The 20,616-nt window shown below is 39.0% G+C and carries 22 protein-coding genes; 15 read left to right on the top strand and 7 right to left on the bottom strand.

Translation table 11 applies throughout. The annotated features are described in order from the left end of the window. The first annotated feature begins 100 nt into the window (after positions 1 to 100). Together ALW18_12090 and ALW18_12085 are read left to right on the top strand one after the other, a co-directional pair. Positions 101 to 691 (top strand): hypothetical protein, encoded by a 591-nt coding sequence (locus tag ALW18_12090; GenBank protein ID AOE53195.1) that lies wholly within the window; start codon positions 101 to 103, stop codon positions 689 to 691. A 64-nt stretch (positions 692 to 755) separates the two neighbouring features. After that, positions 756 to 1,424, top strand: a complete 669-nt coding sequence (locus tag ALW18_12085) for a hypothetical protein (GenBank protein ID AOE53194.1) — start codon at positions 756 to 758, stop codon at positions 1,422 to 1,424. 92 nt (positions 1,425 to 1,516) lie between these two features. Here ALW18_12085 and ALW18_12080 read toward each other — a convergent pair whose 3' ends face one another. Then, positions 1,517 to 2,833 (bottom strand): adenosylhomocysteinase, encoded by a 1,317-nt coding sequence (locus tag ALW18_12080; GenBank protein ID AOE53193.1) that lies wholly within the window; start codon positions 2,831 to 2,833, stop codon positions 1,517 to 1,519. 152 nt (positions 2,834 to 2,985) lie between these two features. On the opposite strand from ALW18_12080, the gene ALW18_12075 reads away from it, so the two are divergent. The 6 genes from ALW18_12075 (at position 2,986) to ALW18_12050 (ending at position 11,491) form a co-directional block, all read left to right on the top strand. Further along, positions 2,986 to 3,630 carry a 4-phosphopantetheinyl transferase gene (locus ALW18_12075; protein AOE53192.1) on the top strand — a complete coding sequence of 215 codons (645 nt, stop codon included), beginning with the start codon at positions 2,986 to 2,988 and terminating at the stop codon, positions 3,628 to 3,630. Next, the gene (locus tag ALW18_12070; GenBank protein AOE53191.1) at positions 3,630 to 4,316 is read left to right on the top strand and encodes a nicotinamide mononucleotide transporter; all 687 of its coding nucleotides are present in this window, start codon (positions 3,630 to 3,632) and stop codon (positions 4,314 to 4,316) included. Before ALW18_12075 ends, ALW18_12070 begins: the two co-directional genes overlap by 1 nt. Then, positions 4,226 to 6,130 carry an ATPase gene (locus ALW18_12065; protein AOE53190.1) on the top strand — a complete coding sequence of 635 codons (1,905 nt, stop codon included), beginning with the start codon at positions 4,226 to 4,228 and terminating at the stop codon, positions 6,128 to 6,130. The genes ALW18_12070 and ALW18_12065 overlap by 91 nt, the downstream gene beginning before the upstream one ends. Positions 6,131 to 6,182: 52 nt before the next feature. Beyond that, a complete protein-coding gene (locus ALW18_12060) occupies positions 6,183 to 6,584 on the top strand; it encodes a peptide chain release factor 1 (protein AOE53189.1) in 402 nt (133 codons plus the stop codon). A 282-nt stretch (positions 6,585 to 6,866) separates the two neighbouring features. After that, positions 6,867 to 9,062 (top strand): TonB-dependent receptor, encoded by a 2,196-nt coding sequence (locus ALW18_12055; protein AOE53188.1) that lies wholly within the window; start codon positions 6,867 to 6,869, stop codon positions 9,060 to 9,062. Between the two features lie 134 nt (positions 9,063 to 9,196). Next, a complete protein-coding gene (locus tag ALW18_12050; GenBank protein ID AOE54398.1) occupies positions 9,197 to 11,491 on the top strand; it encodes a sugar hydrolase in 2,295 nt (764 codons plus the stop codon). A 12-nt stretch (positions 11,492 to 11,503) separates the two neighbouring features. Here ALW18_12050 and ALW18_12045 read toward each other — a convergent pair whose 3' ends face one another. Then, positions 11,504 to 11,998, bottom strand: coding sequence for a cell division protein (locus ALW18_12045; protein AOE53187.1), 495 nt, complete (start codon positions 11,996 to 11,998; stop codon positions 11,504 to 11,506). Between the two features lie 2 nt (positions 11,999 to 12,000). Continuing rightward, the gene (locus tag ALW18_12040) at positions 12,001 to 12,432 is read right to left on the bottom strand and encodes a hypothetical protein (protein AOE53186.1); all 432 of its coding nucleotides are present in this window, start codon (positions 12,430 to 12,432) and stop codon (positions 12,001 to 12,003) included. A gap of 162 nt (positions 12,433 to 12,594) precedes the next feature. Here ALW18_12040 and ALW18_12035 point away from each other — a divergent pair, with 162 nt between their 5' ends. The 3 genes from ALW18_12035 to ALW18_12025 all read left to right on the top strand — a co-directional run bounded on the left by ALW18_12035 (position 12,595) and on the right by ALW18_12025 (position 14,010). Beyond that, entirely contained in the window at positions 12,595 to 13,071 is a 477-nt protein-coding gene (locus tag ALW18_12035; protein ID AOE54397.1) for a transcription elongation factor GreA, read from the top strand. A gap of 4 nt (positions 13,072 to 13,075) precedes the next feature. Beyond that, positions 13,076 to 13,465: an HIT family hydrolase gene (locus ALW18_12030; protein ID AOE53185.1), complete on the top strand. Its 390-nt coding sequence runs from the start codon at positions 13,076 to 13,078 to the stop codon at positions 13,463 to 13,465. A gap of 122 nt (positions 13,466 to 13,587) precedes the next feature. Then, the gene (locus tag ALW18_12025; GenBank protein AOE53184.1) at positions 13,588 to 14,010 is read left to right on the top strand and encodes a hypothetical protein; all 423 of its coding nucleotides are present in this window, start codon (positions 13,588 to 13,590) and stop codon (positions 14,008 to 14,010) included. 36 nt (positions 14,011 to 14,046) lie between these two features. Here the strand turns inward: ALW18_12025 and ALW18_12020 are convergent, their stop codons facing one another. Next, positions 14,047 to 15,195 carry a histidine kinase gene (locus ALW18_12020; GenBank protein ID AOE53183.1) on the bottom strand — a complete coding sequence of 383 codons (1,149 nt, stop codon included), beginning with the start codon at positions 15,193 to 15,195 and terminating at the stop codon, positions 14,047 to 14,049. A 146-nt stretch (positions 15,196 to 15,341) separates the two neighbouring features. Between ALW18_12020 and ALW18_12015 the strand changes: the two genes are divergently transcribed. Beyond that, a complete protein-coding gene (locus ALW18_12015; protein ID AOE53182.1) occupies positions 15,342 to 16,223 on the top strand; it encodes a flavin reductase in 882 nt (293 codons plus the stop codon). Positions 16,224 to 16,268: 45 nt separating this feature from the next. After that, the gene (locus ALW18_12010) at positions 16,269 to 16,697 is read left to right on the top strand and encodes a hypothetical protein (GenBank protein AOE53181.1); all 429 of its coding nucleotides are present in this window, start codon (positions 16,269 to 16,271) and stop codon (positions 16,695 to 16,697) included. Between the two features lie 40 nt (positions 16,698 to 16,737). Here ALW18_12010 and ALW18_12005 read toward each other — a convergent pair whose 3' ends face one another. Then, positions 16,738 to 17,352: a hypothetical protein gene (locus ALW18_12005; protein AOE53180.1), complete on the bottom strand. Its 615-nt coding sequence runs from the start codon at positions 17,350 to 17,352 to the stop codon at positions 16,738 to 16,740. Positions 17,353 to 17,679: 327 nt separating this feature from the next. On the opposite strand from ALW18_12005, the gene ALW18_12000 reads away from it, so the two are divergent. Beyond that, the gene (locus tag ALW18_12000; GenBank protein AOE53179.1) at positions 17,680 to 18,315 is read left to right on the top strand and encodes a leucyl/phenylalanyl-tRNA--protein transferase; all 636 of its coding nucleotides are present in this window, start codon (positions 17,680 to 17,682) and stop codon (positions 18,313 to 18,315) included. A gap of 114 nt (positions 18,316 to 18,429) precedes the next feature. Here the strand turns inward: ALW18_12000 and ALW18_11995 are convergent, their stop codons facing one another. Next, entirely contained in the window at positions 18,430 to 18,690 is a 261-nt protein-coding gene (locus ALW18_11995; GenBank protein ID AOE53178.1) for a 50S ribosomal protein L27, read from the bottom strand. A 23-nt stretch (positions 18,691 to 18,713) separates the two neighbouring features. Then, positions 18,714 to 19,082 carry a 50S ribosomal protein L21 gene (locus tag ALW18_11990; GenBank protein AOE53177.1) on the bottom strand — a complete coding sequence of 123 codons (369 nt, stop codon included), beginning with the start codon at positions 19,080 to 19,082 and terminating at the stop codon, positions 18,714 to 18,716. Between the two features lie 201 nt (positions 19,083 to 19,283). Here ALW18_11990 and ALW18_11985 point away from each other — a divergent pair, with 201 nt between their 5' ends. Continuing rightward, the gene (locus ALW18_11985) at positions 19,284 to 20,609 is read left to right on the top strand and encodes a peptidase M16 (GenBank protein AOE53176.1); all 1,326 of its coding nucleotides are present in this window, start codon (positions 19,284 to 19,286) and stop codon (positions 20,607 to 20,609) included. Positions 20,610 to 20,616 lie beyond the last annotated feature (7 nt).

Here is a 20,616-nt window from a genome sequence, read left to right as displayed (position 1 = left end):
ACCCCCCAAAAAATTAGTAAAACCGACTCCAAACAATAAAATTAAACAACCCTACCCCCTAAAAACAAAATCTCATTATATTTACATTAAATCTACCGAGATGAGAAAGATTGTATTATTTGGACTGCTTGCACTATTATCTTGCAAAGAAGAAAATTCGACAGGCGTTGTACGTTCCACCCCAAAAGATTCAACCCAGCCCGTAATTGAAGATATTAAACCAAACGATAAGACTACCCGCAATACTGCAGATTATAATGGTGACGGAATAAAGGACGTTGCTACAATCGTGCTTACCAAAAAAGGCGAAGGCAATCCCGTTGAAGATGGAACTCCGGATGAATACAGTATCACTTTCTCAAATAAAAAACTACCGGCATTGCCTATTGGTTGCTGCGACGCCATTATTATAAGCGAAGGCGATCTTGATAACGACGGAGCAGATGAGTTTTCTGTTTTTCAATCACCCATGAATGGTTGCGCATATACCATGACAACCTACTCGTTTAAACAAGGAAAATGGCAGAAGCTAGTTGAACCTTTTATAATCCCTACGGCCTGTGAAGACATCTCGACCGCTGAACTTGAAGGTAGGATATTTGCAGAAGATGGAAAAGTCTACATAATGGAAACCGACCAAAATGATGAAAAATTTAAGACCATTAAAACCGAAGTAACGTTACCTCATTAAGTTCAACCGATCCTACATATCCTAAGCATATAATTTAATACCTTTACCGTTTACTACATATTCTATGTTTCAATCGCGTAAAGACACCCTATATGTAATCCTTGCAGGGATATTTATTACCAATGCCGTAGTAGCCGAACTTATCGGCCCGAAACTAATAACCATAGCCGGAAACCCCGTTAGCATTGGTATACTTCCTTGGCCTGTGGTATTTATTACCACCGACCTTATCAATGAATATTTCGGACGAAAAGGGGTTCAGAAATTATCATATATCACAGCGGGCCTAATTGCTTATTGTTTCTTTTTACTTTGGATAGCCCTTTCCATACCCGCAGTAAAGAACATGGGAGTAACAGACGATCAGTTCAACGCGGTATTCGGACAGGGCATGTGGATTATTGTAGGCAGTATTACGGCATTTTTAGTATCTCAGCTTATAGATATTACTATTTTCCATTTTTTCAGGAAGCGTACCGGCAATAAGATGATATGGCTGCGCAGCACCGGATCTACAGTAATCTCCCAGTTTTTCGACAGCTTTATAGTATTGGGAATTGCCTTTTGGATGACCGGAAAAATGGATACAGATACTTATATAAAATCGGGCTTTACAGGCTACACCCTTAAATTATGCATTGCTATATGCCTAACGCCGCTAATTTACCTTGGACACTACCTTATCGAAAAATACATTCATAACGATAAAACTGAACCCCAAAACCACCGATAATTAGCCCATATATACAAAACAAAAACTCCCGCAATTGCGGGAGTTTTTTTATGCTTAGTGATATGAAATCTCAATATCACATTTCAATCTGATTAGTAACGGTAGTACTCCGGTTTAAATGGCCCTTGTACTTCTACACCAATATAAGCAGCCTGCTCATCGTTAAGTGTTTCAAGCTCTACACCAAGTTTAGCAAGGTGAAGCGAAGCCACTTTTTCGTCAAGGTGCTTAGGCAGCATGTAAACTTTATTCTCATAGTTTGCGCTGTTAGCCCAAAGCTCTAACTGAGCAAGAGTCTGGTTTGTAAATGAGTTACTCATTACAAAGCTTGGGTGGCCTGTAGCACAACCAAGGTTAACAAGACGGCCTTCTGCAAGGATGATAACATCTTTACCGTTGATTGTATATTTATCTACCTGAGGTTTGATCTCGATTTTAGACGCACCATGGTTTGTATTTAACCAAGCCATGTCGATTTCGTTATCAAAGTGACCGATGTTACAAACAACAGTTTTATCTTTCATGCTTTCGAAGTGGCGACCCACAACGATATCTTTGTTACCTGTAGTTGTAATAATGATATCTGCAGTTGCGATAACAGTTTCAAGTCTTTTAACTTCGTAACCGTCCATTGCAGCCTGAAGAGCACAAATTGGATCGATTTCTGTAACCGTAACGATAGAACCAGCACCACGGAAAGAAGCAGCAGTACCTTTACCAACGTCTCCGTAACCACATACAATTACCCTTTTACCGGCAAGCATAAGGTCGGTAGCACGACGTATAGCATCTACAGCACTTTCTTTACAACCGTATTTGTTATCAAATTTAGATTTAGTAACAGAATCATTAACATTGATAGCCGGCATTACAAGCGTACCATTCTTCATTCTTTCATACAGACGGTGAACACCTGTAGTAGTTTCTTCAGAAAGACCCTTAATAGCAGCTGTTAGCTCAGGAAAACGATCAAATACCATGTTAGTAAGATCTCCACCATCATCAAGGATCATGTTAAGAGGCTCTCTTTCTTCACCAAAGAATAAGGTCTGCTCGATACACCAGTCAAACTCTTCTTCATTAAGGCCTTTCCACGCGTAAACCTGGATACCTGCAGCAGCAATAGCAGCAGCAGCGTGATCCTGTGTAGAAAATATGTTGCATGAGCTCCATGTAACCTGTGCTCCAAGAGCAACAAGAGTTTCAATAAGAACTGCAGTTTGTATTGTCATGTGCAGACATCCTGCAATACGAGCACCTTTAAGCGGCTGAGAAGCTCCATAATCAGCACGAAGAGCCATTAGTCCTGGCATTTCGGCTTCAGCAAGTTCAATTTCTTTTCTTCCCCATTCCGCAAGCGAAATGTCTTTTACCTTATATGCCACGAATGGCAGCGTTGTAGTACTCATGTGAATATTGTATATTTGTATTAGCGAAAAATTTTTGCAAATTTAGTGAATGCATTTTTAATTCACCCGCTTTAACAGTAAAATATAAAAAAATGCCGCCTGCATAATTGTTTGGTACACAACAACATGAATTTGGGCCATAACTGTAACCAATGCCTTTATATAAATCAATTGAAATAGACAGCCACACAAAACTGCTCATTTGGAAGAATTCTGAAAGTGTAGAAGAATTCATGCGGCATGTTAAGCTAAAAGACGTTTGCCTAAACCGTGTAGACGGCATGAAAAGCGACGTTCATAAGAAAGGCTTCCTGGGTGTGCGTATGCTTATGCAGGAGATAGGCTACTCTGATTTTGACCTTTATTATGATGCCGACGGAAAGCCGCACCTTAAAGACGGAATGAATATTTCTATAACCCACTCATATGCTTTCTCTGCCATTATTATAAGCAAAAATGATATTGGCATTGATATGGAACTGCAACGCGAAAAGGTAATTACCATTGCCAACAAATTTATCGAACCCGAATTTTCATACCTCGACCCTACTCACCTGTCAGACTATATGCAGCAGCTTATAGTAATTTGGGGCGTTAAAGAAGCGGTCTATAAAATGATATCGCGTGCCGGGCTCAGCTTTAAACAGAACATCTACGTTTTCCCTTTTAACACGGAAGAAAAACAAGGCATGGCATCGGTTAAATTTGAAGAAATAAACGAAAGCTATCCTTTCTTTTTTGAACAGATAGAAGATTTCACCCTTGTATACTGCCTGGGTAGCAAAACCATTATATAATGGCAGAAATTTTCGATTTTCTCTTTGCACAGTACAAAGAGTACAGCACACTGCACATTGTATTAGAGGCCATTGCCACAGTTTTTGCCGTGTTTAGCGTTGTTTACTCGTGGAAAAACAACATACTTGTTTACCCGACCGGAATTATAAGCACCGGTATTTTTGTATACATGATGCTGCAATGGAATTTATATGGCGACATGATCATTAATGCCTACTACTTTTTTATGAGTATTTACGGCTGGATACTATGGAGCAAAAAAGACAGTACCAATCATGATTTGCTTAAGATATCCTCAACGAATTCTAAAGACGGCGTTAATTCAGTCATAATTTTCACGGCATCGGTTATCGGAATTTCGGCCGTTTATATTTATTTTGATAAATTTACGTATTGGTGGGCTTACGTAGACACGTTTATAACCGGGCTTTTCTTTGTCGGAATGTGGCTTATGGCAAAACGTAAGATTGAAAACTGGCTGTTTTTAATAGCCGGAGATATTATTGCAATTCCATTATTCTTCTTAAAAGGATACACGCTTACCAGCATACTGAATATAGTTTTAACTATAATTGCCATTTACGGCTATCTGTCATGGAAGAAAACATTACAACACGAAAATCATCTGTCATCATTACAATCTACGGGGACGGACTTAACGGAAGAACAGTTTCAGAAGAACTAAAAAGCTTTATTGACCGCAAGGGCAATAACGACCGTACGTTTACATTTCGCACAGTAAGCATAGACAGGGCGCTTAACGAAAATGACAAATCAGCACATTTATTTATAATTCTTAACGCAACCAATACAACTATAGATGCATCTATAAAAAAACTAACCCGTACACTAACCAACAACCACCAACCGAACATAATGATTAACTCAACACCTGCAGATTTTACTGTAAAAAGCAAAGAAGCATTGGTAGAGCTTGAAAAAGCTTTAGACATAGGTTTTTCTGCCGCAGATTTTGCCGAGATATATGAGAGAGGTGTAACTCTTGACAACATACAACAACAATTATCTATTTTTAAAAATGGCATAACCAAGGCCACGCTTAAAAAACCTGCCCTATATAACGACGGTATTTTTGAACTTGAAGAATCGGCGGCTATAAATTATGCCGCACTATTTGACAGCAAAAAAGAAAGCCTGAAGCTTACCAAATTTGTTCCCGCATCTGGCGCTGCAACCAGGATGTTTAAATTTTTATGCGAATTTATTGCCGAATTCAATCCGCAAAAAGAAACCATAAACGCTTACATCAACCGCAAAAACGACATTAACCTTCGTGTATTTTTGGTCGGATTGGATAAATTTCCTTTCTATAACGAAATACTGGATGTTGTACGTCAGCAGGACGGCTTTCCCGCGTGGACTAAAGACAAGAAAACCTATGAGTTCATCAAGATCATGCTTGATAGCCATGCGTTTAATTATGCTAATAAACCTAAGGGGATATTGCCTTTTCATCACTACGGTGCTTTTATTGCCACACCTATTTACGAACATTTAAAGGAAACAGTAGCCTACGCCAGCTCCCAAAACGAAGCTAACATTCAGTTTACCATTTCTGAAGATCATCTTGATGGATTTTTAGATGGCATACAGGATGTAAAACAGCAAATAGAAGACGAACACAACACCAAAATAAACATCAGTTTTTCGTATCAGCAAAAAAGTACAGACACTCTTGCGGTGACTATTAACAACGTGCCCTTTCGCGATAATGAAGGCAAATTGCTTTTTAGGCCGGGAGGCCACGGTGCACTTATAGAAAATCTGGGACAGCTTGACGCCGACATTGTCTTTATTAAAAACATAGACAACGTTAGCCACAACAATACAGAACTGATTTCACTGTACAAAAAAGCCCTTGCAGGTATTCTTGTTGAATATCAGCAGCAGATATTTACGTATTTAGAGCAAATTGACAACAATGAATTAGACGAAGATGGTATTGATGCTGTTTTAGCTTTCGCTAAAGAAAAGCTATTACTGCATATCCCGTCAGACATTAATAAGTACACGACAAACTATAAAAAAGAATTCGCAAAAGATCTTCTAAACAGGCCTATCCGCGTATGCGGTATGGTTAAAAATGAAGGAGAGCCTGGCGGAGGTCCGTTCTGGGTTGAATCTGACAAAGGAATACAGTCATTACAAATTGTTGAAAGCTCTCAGGTAGACCTCGACAATGTAAAGCAGAAGAACATTTTTGCTAATGCCTCGCATTTTAACCCTGTGGATTTGGTCTGCGGACTTAAAAATTACAAAGGCGGTGACTTTAACCTGAATGATTTTGTAGATGTTACATCAGGCTTTATAGTACATAAAACCAGATTAGGACAGGAAGTAAAATCGTATGAACTTCCGGGATTATGGAATGGTTCTATGGCAGGATGGATTACTATTTTTGCCGAAGTTCCCCTTGAAACATTTAACCCTGTAAAAACAGTTAACGACCTTTTGAAACCGGCACATCAGCCGCAATAAATATGTCAGAGGATTTAAATACCTTTGAATCCTTATTTTTTTAAAATCGAAAATGAACAGAGATATAATAGTACAGGAACTCGATTACAAAGCTGTACGAAGCAGCGGTGCAGGCGGACAAAATGTAAACAAGGTATCGTCTAAGGTTGTACTTAGCTTTAACCTTGCCGGCAGTAATGCCCTGTCTGAAGAAGAAAAGGCACTGGTACAAATCAGGCTTGCATCGCGACTTACCAATGACGGCATATTGATACTTCAGTGCGATGAAGACCGCAGCCAGCTTCGCAATAAAGATATTGTTACCAAACGCTTTCTAAGTGTAATGGAAACCGCATTGAAAGAAGACAAGCCCAGGAAACCAACCAAAATTCCGCGTGCTGTAATACGCAAGCGTATTGAAGGCAAACGCAGGCAGGCCGATAAAAAGCAATCACGCAGAAAACCTGATTTCTAGGATTTGGTTACCGATTGATGTTTAATGGATTTTTGAAGCGTCTGAATATTTTTTTTTACGACAACTGACAACCATTAACCATCAACCGAAAAAATTAACTACTTTTGCCCCGTCTCAAAGGGGTGCTCTAAATAACGAGCTGAGATTATACCCAAAGAACCTGGGCAGGTAATGCTGCCAAGGGAAAAGGCACAACAAATGGAGTCTGTTCATTATGTATGCCGGAAAATCAATTTAATTAACGCTAGAATAATTACCCCTTTTATTCGTAAATATTTACGAATGAAAACTTTATTCATTTTTTCTAAGAGTTGCAAAGCTGCAAAGTTGCAAAGTTGCAAAGCAATCGCAACAATTTCATTACTAACCTTAAGCTTAACCGTTTCTGCACAGCAACCAGTTGTTCAGGATTCTACAAAAGTACAGGATTACAAGCTGGACGAAGTATTGGTACAATCGGTACGTGCCAACAGCAACACCCCTGTAACATTTACAAATGTTACCAAAGCAGAGATTGCACTACGAAACCTTGGGCAGGACATTCCTGTATTGCTTAACTACCTGCCATCTGTTGTTACCACTACCGATGCCGGAAACGGTTTTGGCTACACAGGCATACGCGTAAGGGGCGCCGATGCTACCCGGGTAAACGTAACCCTTAACGGCATTCCTTTTAATGATGCCGAATCGCACGGATCGTTTTGGGTTAACATGCCCGATTTTGCATCATCGGCAGAAAGTATTCAGCTGCAGCGTGGTGTAGGTACATCAACCAATGGCGCGGGAGCTTTCGGCGCGAGCCTAAACGTGTTAACAGATAGCTACAAACACGATTCGAGCGGAGAGATATCTAACTCTTTTGGAAGTTTCGGTTCGAGAAAACATACTGTAAAATTCAGCACAGGACTTATGAACGACAAGTTTGAGATTGCCGGAAGGGTTTCAAATCTTGCTTCAGACGGTTACATTGACAGGGCTTCATCAGACCTTAAATCGTACTTTTTACAGGGAACCTACGTTGGTAATACGACCTTAATTAAGGCACTTGTTTTTGGCGGTAAAGAGAAAACATATCAGGCATGGAATGGAATCGACGCTGAAACATTGAGTAAAAATAGGCGTTTCAATCCGTCAGGAATGTATACGGATGAAAATGGGGAGACACAATTTTACAACAATGAGACTGACAATTACCAACAGGACAATTACCAGTTACATTGGAATGAAAGGCTAAGCGACAACTGGAGTACAAATATAGCTTTACACTATACTATTGGTAAGGGTTATTATGAGAATTATCGAGATAATACCAATGTTACCGATTACGGTCTTGAGCCAATAACTATTGATGGCACCGTTTTAGGCGAAAGTGACCTTATTACCCAGAAATGGCTTGACAACGACTTTTACGGAACGACATTCTCTGTAAACTACAAACAGGATGACCTGAATGTAGTAGCCGGTGGTGGATGGAATAAATATGAAGGTGACCATTTTGGAAATGTTATCTGGGCACAGTACTCGGGCAATGTACGCCCGGGTGATAGGTACTACGACAATAGTGCTTCTAAGACAGATTTTAATGTATACACAAAAGCCAACTATCAGCTTACTGAGAAACTGAACCTTTTTGGCGATATGCAGTATCGTCGTGTAGATTATAAAGCAGATAATGTAAAAGAGAGCAACAACGACCCTATTGCTGTTGATGACAACTTTAACTTCTTTAACCCTAAGGCAGGTCTTACCTACACTGTAAATACAAGCAATGACATTTACTTTTCGTATGCCCGTGCCAACAAAGAGCCAAGACGTGGTGATTATGAAAACGGAAGTTCTAAACCCGAAAGCCTTAACGACTTTGAGTTAGGATGGAGATTTAAATCGGGTAAAAGCACTGTAAGCATTAACGGTTATTATATGAGGTATAAAGACCAGCTTGTACTTACAGGGGCACTTAACGACGTAGGTGGAAATATCTACACAAACAGCGGCGACAGCTACCGTATGGGACTTGAGGCTGATGCTACAATATACGTAGGCGAAAAATGGATACTTAGGCCAAATATTGCTATTAGCGACAATAAAAATATAGACTTTCTTGTAGAGACAGAAGAAGGATCGAGGAATCTGGGAGATACTAAGATTGCATTCTCACCAAGTGTTATTACAGGAAATCAGATCATTTTTCTACCTCTGAAAAATTTACAAGTAGCATTACTTTCTAAATTTGTAGGCGATCAGTTTATGGACAATTATGAGTCTCCGAACTCTAAACTGGCTGCATACGCTACTTCCGACTTAAATGTTAGCTATGAATGGAAACCTAAATCTATTTTTAAAGCAATTGTGTTTAATGGTTTAATAAATAATATATTTGATGAAAAATATGTCTCAAACGGCGCAATGTGGGGCGATCCATATTATTTTCCGCAGGCAGGCATAAATTTCCTTGCTGGGGCAACACTTAAATTTTAAGAAGATTCCACCTAAATAATTACTCACACCTACTGATGAAGCGGAAGACCAATGGTTTTCCGCTTTTTTATTTTTATGCAACAGGCAGCCACGAATTAGGTAAAATATTTACTTTTACCAGACAACAATCTACCATGAAATTAAAACTACTCTTTTCGGTATTGCTATTATCCTCTTTAGCATTCGCACAAAAGGCGCAAAAGAAAAACTATCAGTATATAAACCCTATTATAGGCACACAGCGAATGGGCCACACTTACCCGGGTGCCACAGTACCTTTTGGATCGGTACAATTAAGTCCGGATACAGACACCATTCCGTACGAACTCAATAAAAAATACAACGGTAAAGTATACGAATACTGTGCAGGCTATCAATATGAGGACAAAACCATTGTAGGCTTTAGCCACACGCATTTTAGCGGTACAGGACACAGCGACCTGGGCGATTTTCTTATTATACCAACCACGGGCACGCTACAGCTAAATCCCGGCACGGCAGACAAGCCCGCTTCGGGATACCGTTCGGCCTATTCTCATGCAAACGAAACATCTAAAGCCAATTACTACAAGGTAAAGCTGGACGACCATAACATTACGGCAGAGCTTACCACAAGCCAGCGCGTAGGCTTTCATCGTTACACTTTTTCCTCGGCAGATCAGGCGCATATTATACTCGACCTTATGCACGGCATTTACAACCATAACGAAAAAAATGTATGGACGTTTGTACGCATTGAGAATGACACTCTTGTAACCGGTTACAGGCAGACGCAGGGCTGGGCACGCACACGTACAGTTTATTTTGCAATGTCATTTTCTAAGCCCATTAAACAATACGGCGCTAAAAAGTATGATGACAACAACATTTACAAAGGCTTTTGGCGAAAGTTTGATGAAAGCAAAAACTTTCCGGAAGCGGCAGGTAAAAACCTGAAAATGTATTTTGACTTTGATGTAAAAGCCGGTGAACAAATAATGGTTAAAATGGCATTATCGCCTGTAAGTACAGCTGGCGCACTAAACAATATGAAACAGGAAGTCCCCCATTGGGATTTTTACAAAACACGTAGCGAAGGCGAGCAGCTTTGGGAAAAAGAACTCAACAAAATCAAGGTAGAAACACTAACCGAAGACGACAAGGTAAACTTTTACACCGCGATGTACCATGCCTTTATTAACCCAACGGTATACATGGATGCCGATGGTTATTACAAAGGCCTGGATCAGAACATCCACAAAGCAGAAGGCTTTACCAACTACACCACTTTTTCACTTTGGGACACCTATAGGGCATTACACCCGCTGTTTAATGTGGTTCAACCCAAAAGAAACAGGGATATGATACATAGTATGCTGGCGCATTACGACCAAAGCGTACATAAAGCATTGCCCGTATGGTCGCATTATGCCAATGAAAACTGGTGCATGATAGGCTATCATTCGGTATCGGTAATTGCCGATGCTATCGCTAAGGGCAATGACGATTTTGATACTGTAAATGCACTCGAAGCTTGCGTAAGTTCGGCAAACCTCACCTATTTTGACGGGCTCGAATATTATATCGCGAAAGGCTATGTGCCGGAAGATAAAAACGGATCATCGGTTTCTAAAACTTTAGAATATGCTTACGACGATTGGTGTATCGCCCAAATAGCAAAAAAACTGAATAAGACAGACGTCTACAACACTTTTACAGCAAGGGCAGGGAACTACAAAAATGTATTTAATAGCACTACCCGCTTTATGCGCCCTAAACTTAATAACGGTACTTTTAAAAAGGAATTCGATCCGTTAGACACCCACGGACAGGGATTTATTGAAGGCAACGCATGGAATTATAGTTTATACGTTCCTCAATTTCCGGATGAGCTGGTAAAAATGAATGGCGGTAAAGAGCAATTCACGCAGCATTTGGATTCGCTGTTTACGATGACGCTACCCGATAAATACTTTGCAAACACAGAAGACATTACCCGCGACGGTATTATTGGCAACTATGTGCATGGTAATGAACCATCGCATCATGTAGCCTACCTTTATAACTGGACTGGGCATCCTGAGAAAACACAGCAAAGGGTACGCATGATTTTAAATGCCATGTACAAACCAAAACCTGACGGATTAGGCGGTAATGATGATACCGGGCAAATGAGCGCGTGGTATATTTTTTCTTCGCTTGGGTTTTACCCCGTAGCTCCGGGCAGCGACCAGTATGCCTTTGGATCGCCCAATGTAAAGGAAGCGATACTAAACCTTGAAAACGGAAAAACGTTTACAATTACAGCCAAAAACCAATCGGCTAAAAATGTATATGTTTCTAAAATAGAATTAAACGGAAAAGTACTGGATCGTAATTATCTCATCAATAAAGAAATTACAGATGGCGGTCAGCTTATATTTTACATGAGCAGCAAACCGAAAAAATAGATAATTGGATTGCTAGATCTTAAGACTTTCAACTGAAAGGAGTTTAGCATACCTATCTTCATTTTCGGCAAAGTCCTTAATAACGCAATTTCTTTCTTTAAGCAAGTTTTTCATATAGCGTTTTAGAAATAGGGCATCCGCTAACCGACCGAAAAAACCGTAAGGGCTAGTATAATCAAAAATATCAGTCATTATGGTTGTATCATTTTCTTCCGCAAAAATATGTTCGTGCTTAAAACGTTTAAAAGCTCCTGAAACCATTTCGTCCACAAAATAGTGCGGACTTTTAAACGCGGTAATTTTAGATGTTAAAAATTGCGTTACGCCAAAATGCCTTGCTTTCCAGGTAACACTTTCGTCCATACTTATAAGTCCGGAAGTTTTCCCGGCAATTGCTTGTTCATTAGTATGGGCAGTTGATATTTTATGGAGGTCTATACTACGCGACAAATCAAACACCACATCTATAGGTGCATTTATTACGGTTCGTAGCTGAATGACAGGCATTATTAATTATATACCCTTATAATGTTAGAAGCTATCTGTTGCACCCTATATGCTTTAAGCGGAAACTCCACTTTGCTCGTAGCCTGCCCCGTAAACAGATTGTACTCTACCTGATCGCAATTGCACCTTACGAGGATACCATTTATAGTAAGTGCAGAACATGAACTAAGATCCTGATTTGGGCATGAAGCTTCAAAAGCTGTAAATGTGCCACCGCCTGTATTTGTAACGATCACACCGTTAATTCCGACACCATCCTGGTATATGCCCACCGGGCTGGAAACAAAGTTTAACTGGTTGTATAATGGCAGGTCCAAATTAATATCTACCGAAAAACTATAGTTCGGTAAATAGCGGTTATTACTACGATAATCATCTTTATCACAACCCATTAATAGTGATATAGCGAAAAGCAGTAAAATATATTTTTTCATGTTTTAAAATTTAGCGTTTATAATTATGAAACAAATTTAATTTAATTAACTTTGACCTATGCTATTGCATATATTAAAATTGAAATACTAAAAAAATATTGTCTTTGCAGACAGAAATCCCGTCGCGATGGGATTTTTTCTATTTATATAAACGACGAAGTTATGAGTACAGTATCTTATTACACCGCAGAAGGTTTAAAAAAATTAAGGGACGAGCTTGATCAGCTTAAAAGTATTGAGAGGCCAAAAGCTTCTGCTGCTATTGCTGAAGCAAGAGACAAAGGTGACCTTTCTGAAAATGCAGAGTATGATGCCGCTAAAGAAGCGCAGGGCCTTTTAGAACTTAAAATATCTAAAATGGAAGAGCTTGTTTCTAATGCAAGACTTATCGATGAGTCGCAGCTTGACACATCTAAAGCACTAGTACTTAGCACCGTGAAAATAAAAAACCAGTCTAACGGCATGGAGATGAAATATACTCTTGTTGCTGAAAGCGAAGCGGATCTTAAAACCGGAAAAATATCGGTTACATCACCTATCGGGAAAGGGCTTCTTGGAAAATCGGTTGGAGAAACTGCCGAAATACAGGTACCTAACGGAACGCTTAAATTTGATGTTCTTGAAATAACAAGAGACTAAAACTATGAGTTCAATATTTACTAAAATTATCAACGGCGAAATACCGGCATACAAAATAACCGAAGACGAGAACTTTCTTGCTTTTCTGGACGTAAATCCAAATGCAAAAGGACATACCCTTTGCATACCGAAACAGGAAATCAACAAGATCTTTGATATGGACGAGGAACTTTACCTTGGCCTTATGAAGTTTTCGCGCAAAGTAGCCATAGCGCTGGAAAAAACCGTACCATGCAAACGTGTAGGCGTAGCTGTTGTTGGGCTTGAGGTACCTCATACCCATGTACACCTTATTCCGCTTAACGAAATGGATGAAATGCGTTTTATCAATAAAGTAAAGCTTGAAAAAGAAGAGTTTGAAGCATTGGCTAAAGCCATTGCTGACAATCTATAGGGAAAAGATTCCCGTTGCAACACAATAAAACCACGCAATGCGTGGTTTTTTATTATAAGGATATTAACAAATGTTATAATAATATTTTCTATCATTGCAGAGAAAATTTAACACGAAGAGTTATGAAAAAATTACTGGGACTGGCAATTATATTGTTTTGCTTAACTGCATGTTCATCTGATGATGACAAGTCTAAAACCCCAACTGTAAACACAGAACAGCTTTTAAAGAGATGGTTCTATTCGGCAACTAAAACCGGAACACAAAAACCACAGCCTTACACACACCAGGCATGCGGAAAAGATTTTCTTGAATTTCAAGCAAATAACATTGCACGAAAAAGTATATATTCTGCAGATTGCCAACAAGACCCAACGGTAACTTTAGGAAGCTACACACTGATTCAGGAAAACAATCAGCTTACTACTATAATCGGGACTGAAACAATTTCATACACCATTACAAAGTTGAATTCTAAAGAACTGGAACTGGAAGCAACTTTTAATAATGTGAAACTGACTTACATTTTTACAAGTGTACCATAATAATGAAAAAAGCGGGAATTGAAATTCCCGCTTTTTTTATAACTTTTTATAACTGGCCTGCATTACTGTGCCTTTTCCAACTTCAGAAGAAAGTACTTTAATTTTACCCTTATGATATTCTTCTACAATACGTTTGGTTAAAGACAGCCCTAGTCCCCACCCTCTTCTTTTGGTAGTAAAACCGGGTTCAAAAACCTTTTTGAACTGGCTTTTAGGAATACCCTTGCCGGTATCGCTCACCTTAATTCGTATAAACTTTTCGTTTTCCTGAATAACAACATCGAGCCTCCCTTTGCCCTTCATGGCATCGATAGCGTTCTTTACAAGATTCTCTACTGTCCAGCTATGCAGCTCAGGATTGATCATAACATTAACCGGATGATTCGGTGCCATAAAAAAGAATTCTACCTGCTTAGAAGCTCTGGAACGTAAATATTCAAAAGACTTTTCGGTCTCAGCTACAATATCCCTTTCTTCCAATACAGGTTCCGACCCTACCTTGCTAAAACGTTCGGCAATAATCTGTAAGCGCTGCACATCTTTTTCAATCTCGGTCACTGTAGTCTCATCTACATCGTCAGCCTTCATTATTTCAATCCATCCAAGCAATGATGATAACGGAGTACCTATCTGGTGCGCTGTTTCTTTTGCCATACCCGCCCAAAGCCTGTTTTGGGTAGCCATACGGCTGGCACGATAAAAGATAAACACAATAGCAGCAAAAAGAATAACTATTATCACTAAGGTAATAGGATAATACTTAAGATTATTCAGAAGCTGCGAACTACCGTAATAGAGCGTTTGTGTAGCTCCCTTGCCTACTTTTAATGTAATATAGGTATCACTCTGTTTTAATCCCTGCAGGTATTCTTTTTTTCTTATAGTATCATTTTCAATATTGTCCGGCAGGTTGGCAGAGGTAATAATGCTATCTTTTGCATCTGTGATAATTACAGGGACAGTACTGTTACTCCTTAATATCTCAAAAGGAAGTTCCAGATCAAAATTACCTTGTGTGTTATTGATCATCATGTAAGATTGTGCCAGGAGCTCAACTTTTTTTCTTTCGTCCTGTTTAAAAATGGTGAAGAAATTATAGGTATTCCAAAGTATAGAGAGTACAATAAAAAAGGATGCCGCAATAATTATCCAACGCGTTACATTCCTGTTATCGGTAAATTGCATAAAGTAAAATTTGTGGTTTAAAGATAGTAAAAAGCAATGACTGAAGGCGTGGGTTATACTAACGATTGTATTGTGAATATATTTTATCAACACTGCCCAAATGAGTACAAGAGAAAAAGTATCTTTGTAAAAACTAACAAGCAACCATGCTCACTATAGATCCTAAAGAACTTACAACACCAAAACTGCACGGATACCTGCAAAGTGCCGTGGGTCCAAGGCCAATAGCACTTGCCAGTACCGTAGACCGCAACAACATACCCAATTTGTCGCCGTTCAGTTTTTTCAACATATTTAGTTCTAACCCGCCTATACTTATCTTTTCGCCTTCGCGAAGGGTTCGTGACAATACCACAAAGCACACCCTGATGAACGCCGAGCTTACACGCGAAGTTGTCATAAATGTGGTGAATTATGCTATGGTAGAACAGGTATCGTTAGCCAGTACAGAATATGCTGCTGGTGTAAATGAATTTGAGAAAGCAGGGTTTACAATGCTGCCATCAGATACTGTTAAGCCTTTTAGGGTAAAAGAAGCACCGGTTCAGTTTGAATGCCGCGTGAATGAAATAATAGCCCTTGGCACAGAAGGAGGCGCAGGTAACCTTATTTTATGTGAAGTAATGAAAATTCATATCGACGAAAGCATACTGGATGCTAACGGAGGTATAGACCAACATAAAATTGACCTTGTATCCCGCCTTGGCGGCAACTGGTACTCACGCAGTGCAGAAGGGCTTTTTGAAGTTGAAAAACCGCTTACCACACTGGGCATAGGGGTTGACGCTATTCCGGCATTTATTAAAAAGAGTAATGTATTTAACGGAAACGACTTAGGCAAACTTGGCAACACAGAAACATTGCCTACCGACGAAGAAGTTAGTATATTTGTAAAGGAGAGCTTTGATATGAAAGCTATTTTAAGCTCTGATGACGAAGGAAAAAGATTCCATAAAGCCAAAGAACTCCTTGACAACAATGAAGTTGCAGCCGCATGGAAAGTGCTGCTGGCTAAAAAAGATTTTTAATTATTAACGATAGCTGCCGCCAGGCAGAAAATAACAACAAACAATATGGAAGTTTCAGGAAGAATTAAGATGATTGACGAAACCAAAGCTTTTGGAGCTAACGGTTTTAGAAAAAGAGAAGTAGTAATTACTACAGATGAGCAGTATCCACAGCATATTATAATAGAATTTACGCAGGACAAATGCGACCTGCTTAATACATATACTGTAGGAGAGCCTGTAAAAGTTTCCATAAACCTTAGAGGTAGAGAATGGGTTAACCCACAAGGTGAAACAAAATACTTTAACTCTATACAGGGCTGGAGAATTGAAAAAGCAGGAGCTGAAGCGCCACAACAAGGCGGATACCAACAAGCACCTCAGGGCTACAACCAGCCTCCACAGGGTTATAACCAGGCACCGGCCGCTAACACCGACCGTTTTGAACCTGCTAATAACTTTAAAGAAGAAGAGCACGACGATTTACCATTCTAGTAAATACAAAAAGGCCAAACGCAAGTTTGGTCTTTTCTTTTTATAGCTGTTCCAGTTTTACTGTCATTTTAAGGCCGGGCATAGATTTATCCCTATACCATTTGCCGTTATCATTAGCTCTAAAGTAGGAAGTGTATTCTTCTTTAGGCCCACAGATACCATCTACAACAAAATCGTATTTCTTTATGTTGGCAGGGTTAACCCTTTTTAATCCAACAAATATTTTCCCTGGGCTTTTAATATTTAGCTTAGAAACATCAATTACCATCTTGCCATGAAAGTCTTTATCAACCGTAAGAACCGCCGCAGAATGATTTATACGCTCACCGGGAGTATTGTTAGCGTTTACCTCATAAAAAATGAGTTCAACAGTTATGGTTTGGTAGTGTTTATAGTCCGCCATTCCCATACCACGGGAATTAAACTTAAAACTAACAGACTTTAAAAATCCCTCAGGCAATTTATCAATGAGAGTAACATGTTCAGAGCGAAGATTACATATATAAGAGCAAAATGAACTGAGTTTAGTTGAAACTACTCTCTTTTTAGATCTTTTTATGTCTATATTATTCAATTGAATAGTATCTTTTGTAAAATCCTGTGCAGATGTAATAGTAAAAAATGAAAGTGCTAAAATTAGGATCAATGATTTCATAAAGCCAGTATAATTAAAATATCAACGCAAAAAAAATTATTACATCTTATTCAAAGACATAAAAAAAGGAAGACCGAACCACCAGTCTTCCTAAAAATTTAGCTAAAACACAAATTATGAGATAACTTACCTTGCGGTATATATCTAGCCTTTACGGCTTATAATTTATTATTTCATGACAAAATTACAATACTAATACCGAAAAACCTTACACCAAACCTTACAAGATTGTTAAAAAATTATTATATAACAAAAAAGCTTTTAAAAGTACATTTTTCAAACTTTCGTTACACTTTTATGAATTAATTTTACCGGAAACTGTTTATTATGTATTTCTTGTCGCGCGAATTATACTTTCCAAATGTTAATCAGGCATCGCCCGAAGGAATAGTAGCAATAGGTGGCGACCTTTCCGCAGAGCGGCTTATGCTGGCATACAGAAATGGAATTTTCCCTTGGTTTGAAGATGATGAGCCCATATTGTGGTGGAGCCCTCCCGAAAGGATGGTCTTGTTTTTAGACGAATTAAAAGTCTCGAAAAGCATGCGTAATATCATTAACCGAAAGCAATTTAGTATAACTTTTAATACAGCGTTTAGGGACGTAATTATAAATTGCCGTGACATTAAACGTGACGGACAGCCCGGAACGTGGATAACCGATGATATGACTGAGGCGTATTGCAGGCTTCATGAATTAGGTTTTGCAAAATCGGTAGAGGTCTGGCAGGACGATGAGCTGGTTGGCGGATTGTACGGAATAGACCTTGGCCATATATTTTGTGGAGAAAGCATGTTCTCCAAGGTAAGTAATGCAAGCAAGATTGGCTTTATAGCATTAGTACAACAGCTAAAATTGGCAAATTACAGGCTTTTAGACTGTCAGGTACACAACAACCACCTTGAAAGCCTCGGAGCCCGTGAAATAGACCGGGATGACTTTTTAGCAATATTAAGAACTTAGTTAAAGGTTGTCAGTTTCCGGTAGTTAGATAATCGATTGCAATGCAACTTTAACCAAATAAAAAACCCATCGCGCTTAAGCGGATGGGTTTTTATATAATTTGTAGGTTTACTACTAAGCTTCGAATGGAACTATAGAAACGAAAGATTTGTTATCACCTTTCTTCTGGAATTTCACTACTCCGGCAACTTTTGCATGAAGAGTATGATCTTTCCCCATGTAAACGTTTTCACCCGGATTGTGCTTAGAACCTCTTTGTCTTACGATAATGTTACCGGCAATAGCAGCCTGTCCTCCATAAATCTTAACGCCTAGACGTTTCGATTCTGATTCCCTACCATTCTTGGAACTACCGACACCTTTCTTGTGAGCCATGATGTTTTGTTTTTAAATGTTAATTATTCCTCTGTAGCTTCCGCTTTTTTAGCTGCCGCTTTTTTCTTTGGCGCTGCACCTGCTCCTGTAATAACAGAAATCTGGATTTGCGTTAAAGACTGACGGTGGCCATTCTTAACTTTGTAACCTTTTCTTCGTTTCTTTTTGAAAACGATTACTTTATCACCTTTTAAGTGCTGAAGCACTTTGGCTTCTACTGAAGCACCTTCTATAGCCGGGGCGCCAATAGTAACTGTTCCGTTGTCATCAAGTAAAAGAACTTTCGCGAATGTAACCGCGTCTCCTTCTTTACCTTCAAGACGGTGAACAAATACTGTTTGGTCTTTGCTAACTTTGAATTGTTGCCCTGCTATCTCTACGATTGCGTACATAACAATATGGTTTAATTAATTTTTTTTAAGGTTGCAAATATACAACTTATTATTTATCAGGCAACATGACCCAATTAATTTCTGTGAAAAAATCACGCTTTTTAACCCTAAATCACGAAACCTTAAAATTTTCTAAAATTTATTGTAACAAAATTCCGAAATTGCACACCAATTAGCAATATCAAATAATTATTAATTTTTATGAAAAAATCTTTAATGGCTTTGGGTTCACTTCTAATGCTTGGCGGAGTTGCTTCAGCTCAAAAAGTGGCATTCGAAGAATACAATTTAGATAACGGGCTTCATGTTATCCTTCACCAGGATAAATCGGCACCGGTTATCGTTACTTCGGTAATGTATCACGTAGGTTCTAAAGATGAAAATCCTGAGAGAACCGGATTTGCTCACTTTTTTGAACATTTATTGTTTGAAGGTACTGAAAACATTAAACGTGGCGAGTGGTTTAAAATAGTTACCGCAAACGGTGGCCAGAATAACGCTAACACGTCTGACGACAGGACTTACTACTATGAAGTATTCCCGTCTAACAATCTTGAGCTTGCTATCTGGATGGAATCAGAAAGATTGCTTCACCCGGTTATCAACCAAATTGGTGTAGATACCCAGAATGAAGTTGTTAAAGAAGAAAAAAGACTTCGTATTGACAACCAGCCATACGGAAACCTTATTGCAGAAGTAAAACGCAACATGTTTAAAGTGCACCCGTACCGTTGGGCAACTATCGGTTCTATGGATCACCTTGATGCTGCTACACTTGAAGAATTCCAGGCTTTCAACAAGAAATTCTACATTCCTAACAATGCAGTTCTTGTAGTTGCGGGTGATTTTGAACCTGCTAAAGCAAAAGAATGGATAAACCAATACTTTAGCAAAATACCAAAAGGTACTCCTGTAACACGTCAGAAATTCGAGGAGCAGCCTATCACTAAAGCTTTCACAGCTACTTACGAAGACCCTAACGTACAACTTCCGATGGTTGTTACTGCTTACAGGACTCCATCTATGAAAACGAAAGAAGCTAAAGTTCTTGATATGATCTCTTCTATCCTTACCGGAGGAAAAAGTTCAAGGATGTACAAAAAAATTGTAGACGACAAAAAAATGGCGCTACAGATTGGTGCATTTAACTATAGCCAGGAAGATTACGGTTTATACATTGTATACGGAATACCAATGCAGGGCTTTACTGCTGCAGACATTATGAAAGAAGCTGATGCTGAGATCGTAAAACTACAGACAGAACTTATCTCTGAAAGAGAATTCCAGAAATTACAGAATGAAATCGAAAGCAATTATGTAAGCAGCAACTCTAACGTAGAGGGAATTGCAGAAAACCTTGCTACTTTCTACTTATTATATGGTGATGTTAATCTTATAAACACAGAGATTGACATTTACCGTTCTATCACAAGGGAAGACATCAGAGAGGTGGCTAAAAAATACCTTAACCCTAACCAACGTTTAACATTAGACTACGTAGGAGCTAAAGATAAAGCACAAAACTAAGCATAGA

The organism is Flavobacterium psychrophilum (assembly GCA_001708385.1).
In the GTDB taxonomy this organism is placed as follows: Bacteria; Bacteroidota; Bacteroidia; order Flavobacteriales; family Flavobacteriaceae; genus Flavobacterium; species Flavobacterium psychrophilum_A.
Note: the sequence above shows the minus strand (reverse complement) of the source record. Positions and strands in the feature narration are given on the sequence as shown.

What these genes read in the sequence shown, in the direction of transcription:
- ALW18_12090 (AOE53195.1), top strand. Translation starts at nt 101, where the DNA reads ATGAGAAAGATTGTATTATTTGGACTGCTTGCACTATTATCTTGCAAA.
- ALW18_12085 (AOE53194.1), top strand. Translation starts at nt 756, where the DNA reads ATGTTTCAATCGCGTAAAGACACCCTATATGTAATCCTTGCAGGGATA.
- ALW18_12080 (AOE53193.1), bottom strand. Translation starts at nt 2,833, where the DNA reads ATGAGTACTACAACGCTGCCATTCGTGGCATATAAGGTAAAAGACATT.
- ALW18_12075 (AOE53192.1), top strand. Translation starts at nt 2,986, where the DNA reads ATGCCTTTATATAAATCAATTGAAATAGACAGCCACACAAAACTGCTC.
- ALW18_12070 (AOE53191.1), top strand. Translation starts at nt 3,630, where the DNA reads ATGGCAGAAATTTTCGATTTTCTCTTTGCACAGTACAAAGAGTACAGC.
- ALW18_12065 (AOE53190.1), top strand. Translation starts at nt 4,226, where the DNA reads ATGGAAGAAAACATTACAACACGAAAATCATCTGTCATCATTACAATC.
- ALW18_12060 (AOE53189.1), top strand. Translation starts at nt 6,183, where the DNA reads ATGAACAGAGATATAATAGTACAGGAACTCGATTACAAAGCTGTACGA.
- ALW18_12055 (AOE53188.1), top strand. Translation starts at nt 6,867, where the DNA reads ATGAAAACTTTATTCATTTTTTCTAAGAGTTGCAAAGCTGCAAAGTTG.
- ALW18_12050 (AOE54398.1), top strand. Translation starts at nt 9,197, where the DNA reads ATGAAATTAAAACTACTCTTTTCGGTATTGCTATTATCCTCTTTAGCA.
- ALW18_12045 (AOE53187.1), bottom strand. Translation starts at nt 11,998, where the DNA reads ATGCCTGTCATTCAGCTACGAACCGTAATAAATGCACCTATAGATGTG.
- ALW18_12040 (AOE53186.1), bottom strand. Translation starts at nt 12,432, where the DNA reads ATGAAAAAATATATTTTACTGCTTTTCGCTATATCACTATTAATGGGT.
- ALW18_12035 (AOE54397.1), top strand. Translation starts at nt 12,595, where the DNA reads ATGAGTACAGTATCTTATTACACCGCAGAAGGTTTAAAAAAATTAAGG.
- ALW18_12030 (AOE53185.1), top strand. Translation starts at nt 13,076, where the DNA reads ATGAGTTCAATATTTACTAAAATTATCAACGGCGAAATACCGGCATAC.
- ALW18_12025 (AOE53184.1), top strand. Translation starts at nt 13,588, where the DNA reads ATGAAAAAATTACTGGGACTGGCAATTATATTGTTTTGCTTAACTGCA.
- ALW18_12020 (AOE53183.1), bottom strand. Translation starts at nt 15,195, where the DNA reads ATGCAATTTACCGATAACAGGAATGTAACGCGTTGGATAATTATTGCG.
- ALW18_12015 (AOE53182.1), top strand. Translation starts at nt 15,342, where the DNA reads ATGCTCACTATAGATCCTAAAGAACTTACAACACCAAAACTGCACGGA.
- ALW18_12010 (AOE53181.1), top strand. Translation starts at nt 16,269, where the DNA reads ATGGAAGTTTCAGGAAGAATTAAGATGATTGACGAAACCAAAGCTTTT.
- ALW18_12005 (AOE53180.1), bottom strand. Translation starts at nt 17,352, where the DNA reads ATGAAATCATTGATCCTAATTTTAGCACTTTCATTTTTTACTATTACA.
- ALW18_12000 (AOE53179.1), top strand. Translation starts at nt 17,680, where the DNA reads ATGTATTTCTTGTCGCGCGAATTATACTTTCCAAATGTTAATCAGGCA.
- ALW18_11995 (AOE53178.1), bottom strand. Translation starts at nt 18,690, where the DNA reads ATGGCTCACAAGAAAGGTGTCGGTAGTTCCAAGAATGGTAGGGAATCA.
- ALW18_11990 (AOE53177.1), bottom strand. Translation starts at nt 19,082, where the DNA reads ATGTACGCAATCGTAGAGATAGCAGGGCAACAATTCAAAGTTAGCAAA.
- ALW18_11985 (AOE53176.1), top strand. Translation starts at nt 19,284, where the DNA reads ATGAAAAAATCTTTAATGGCTTTGGGTTCACTTCTAATGCTTGGCGGA.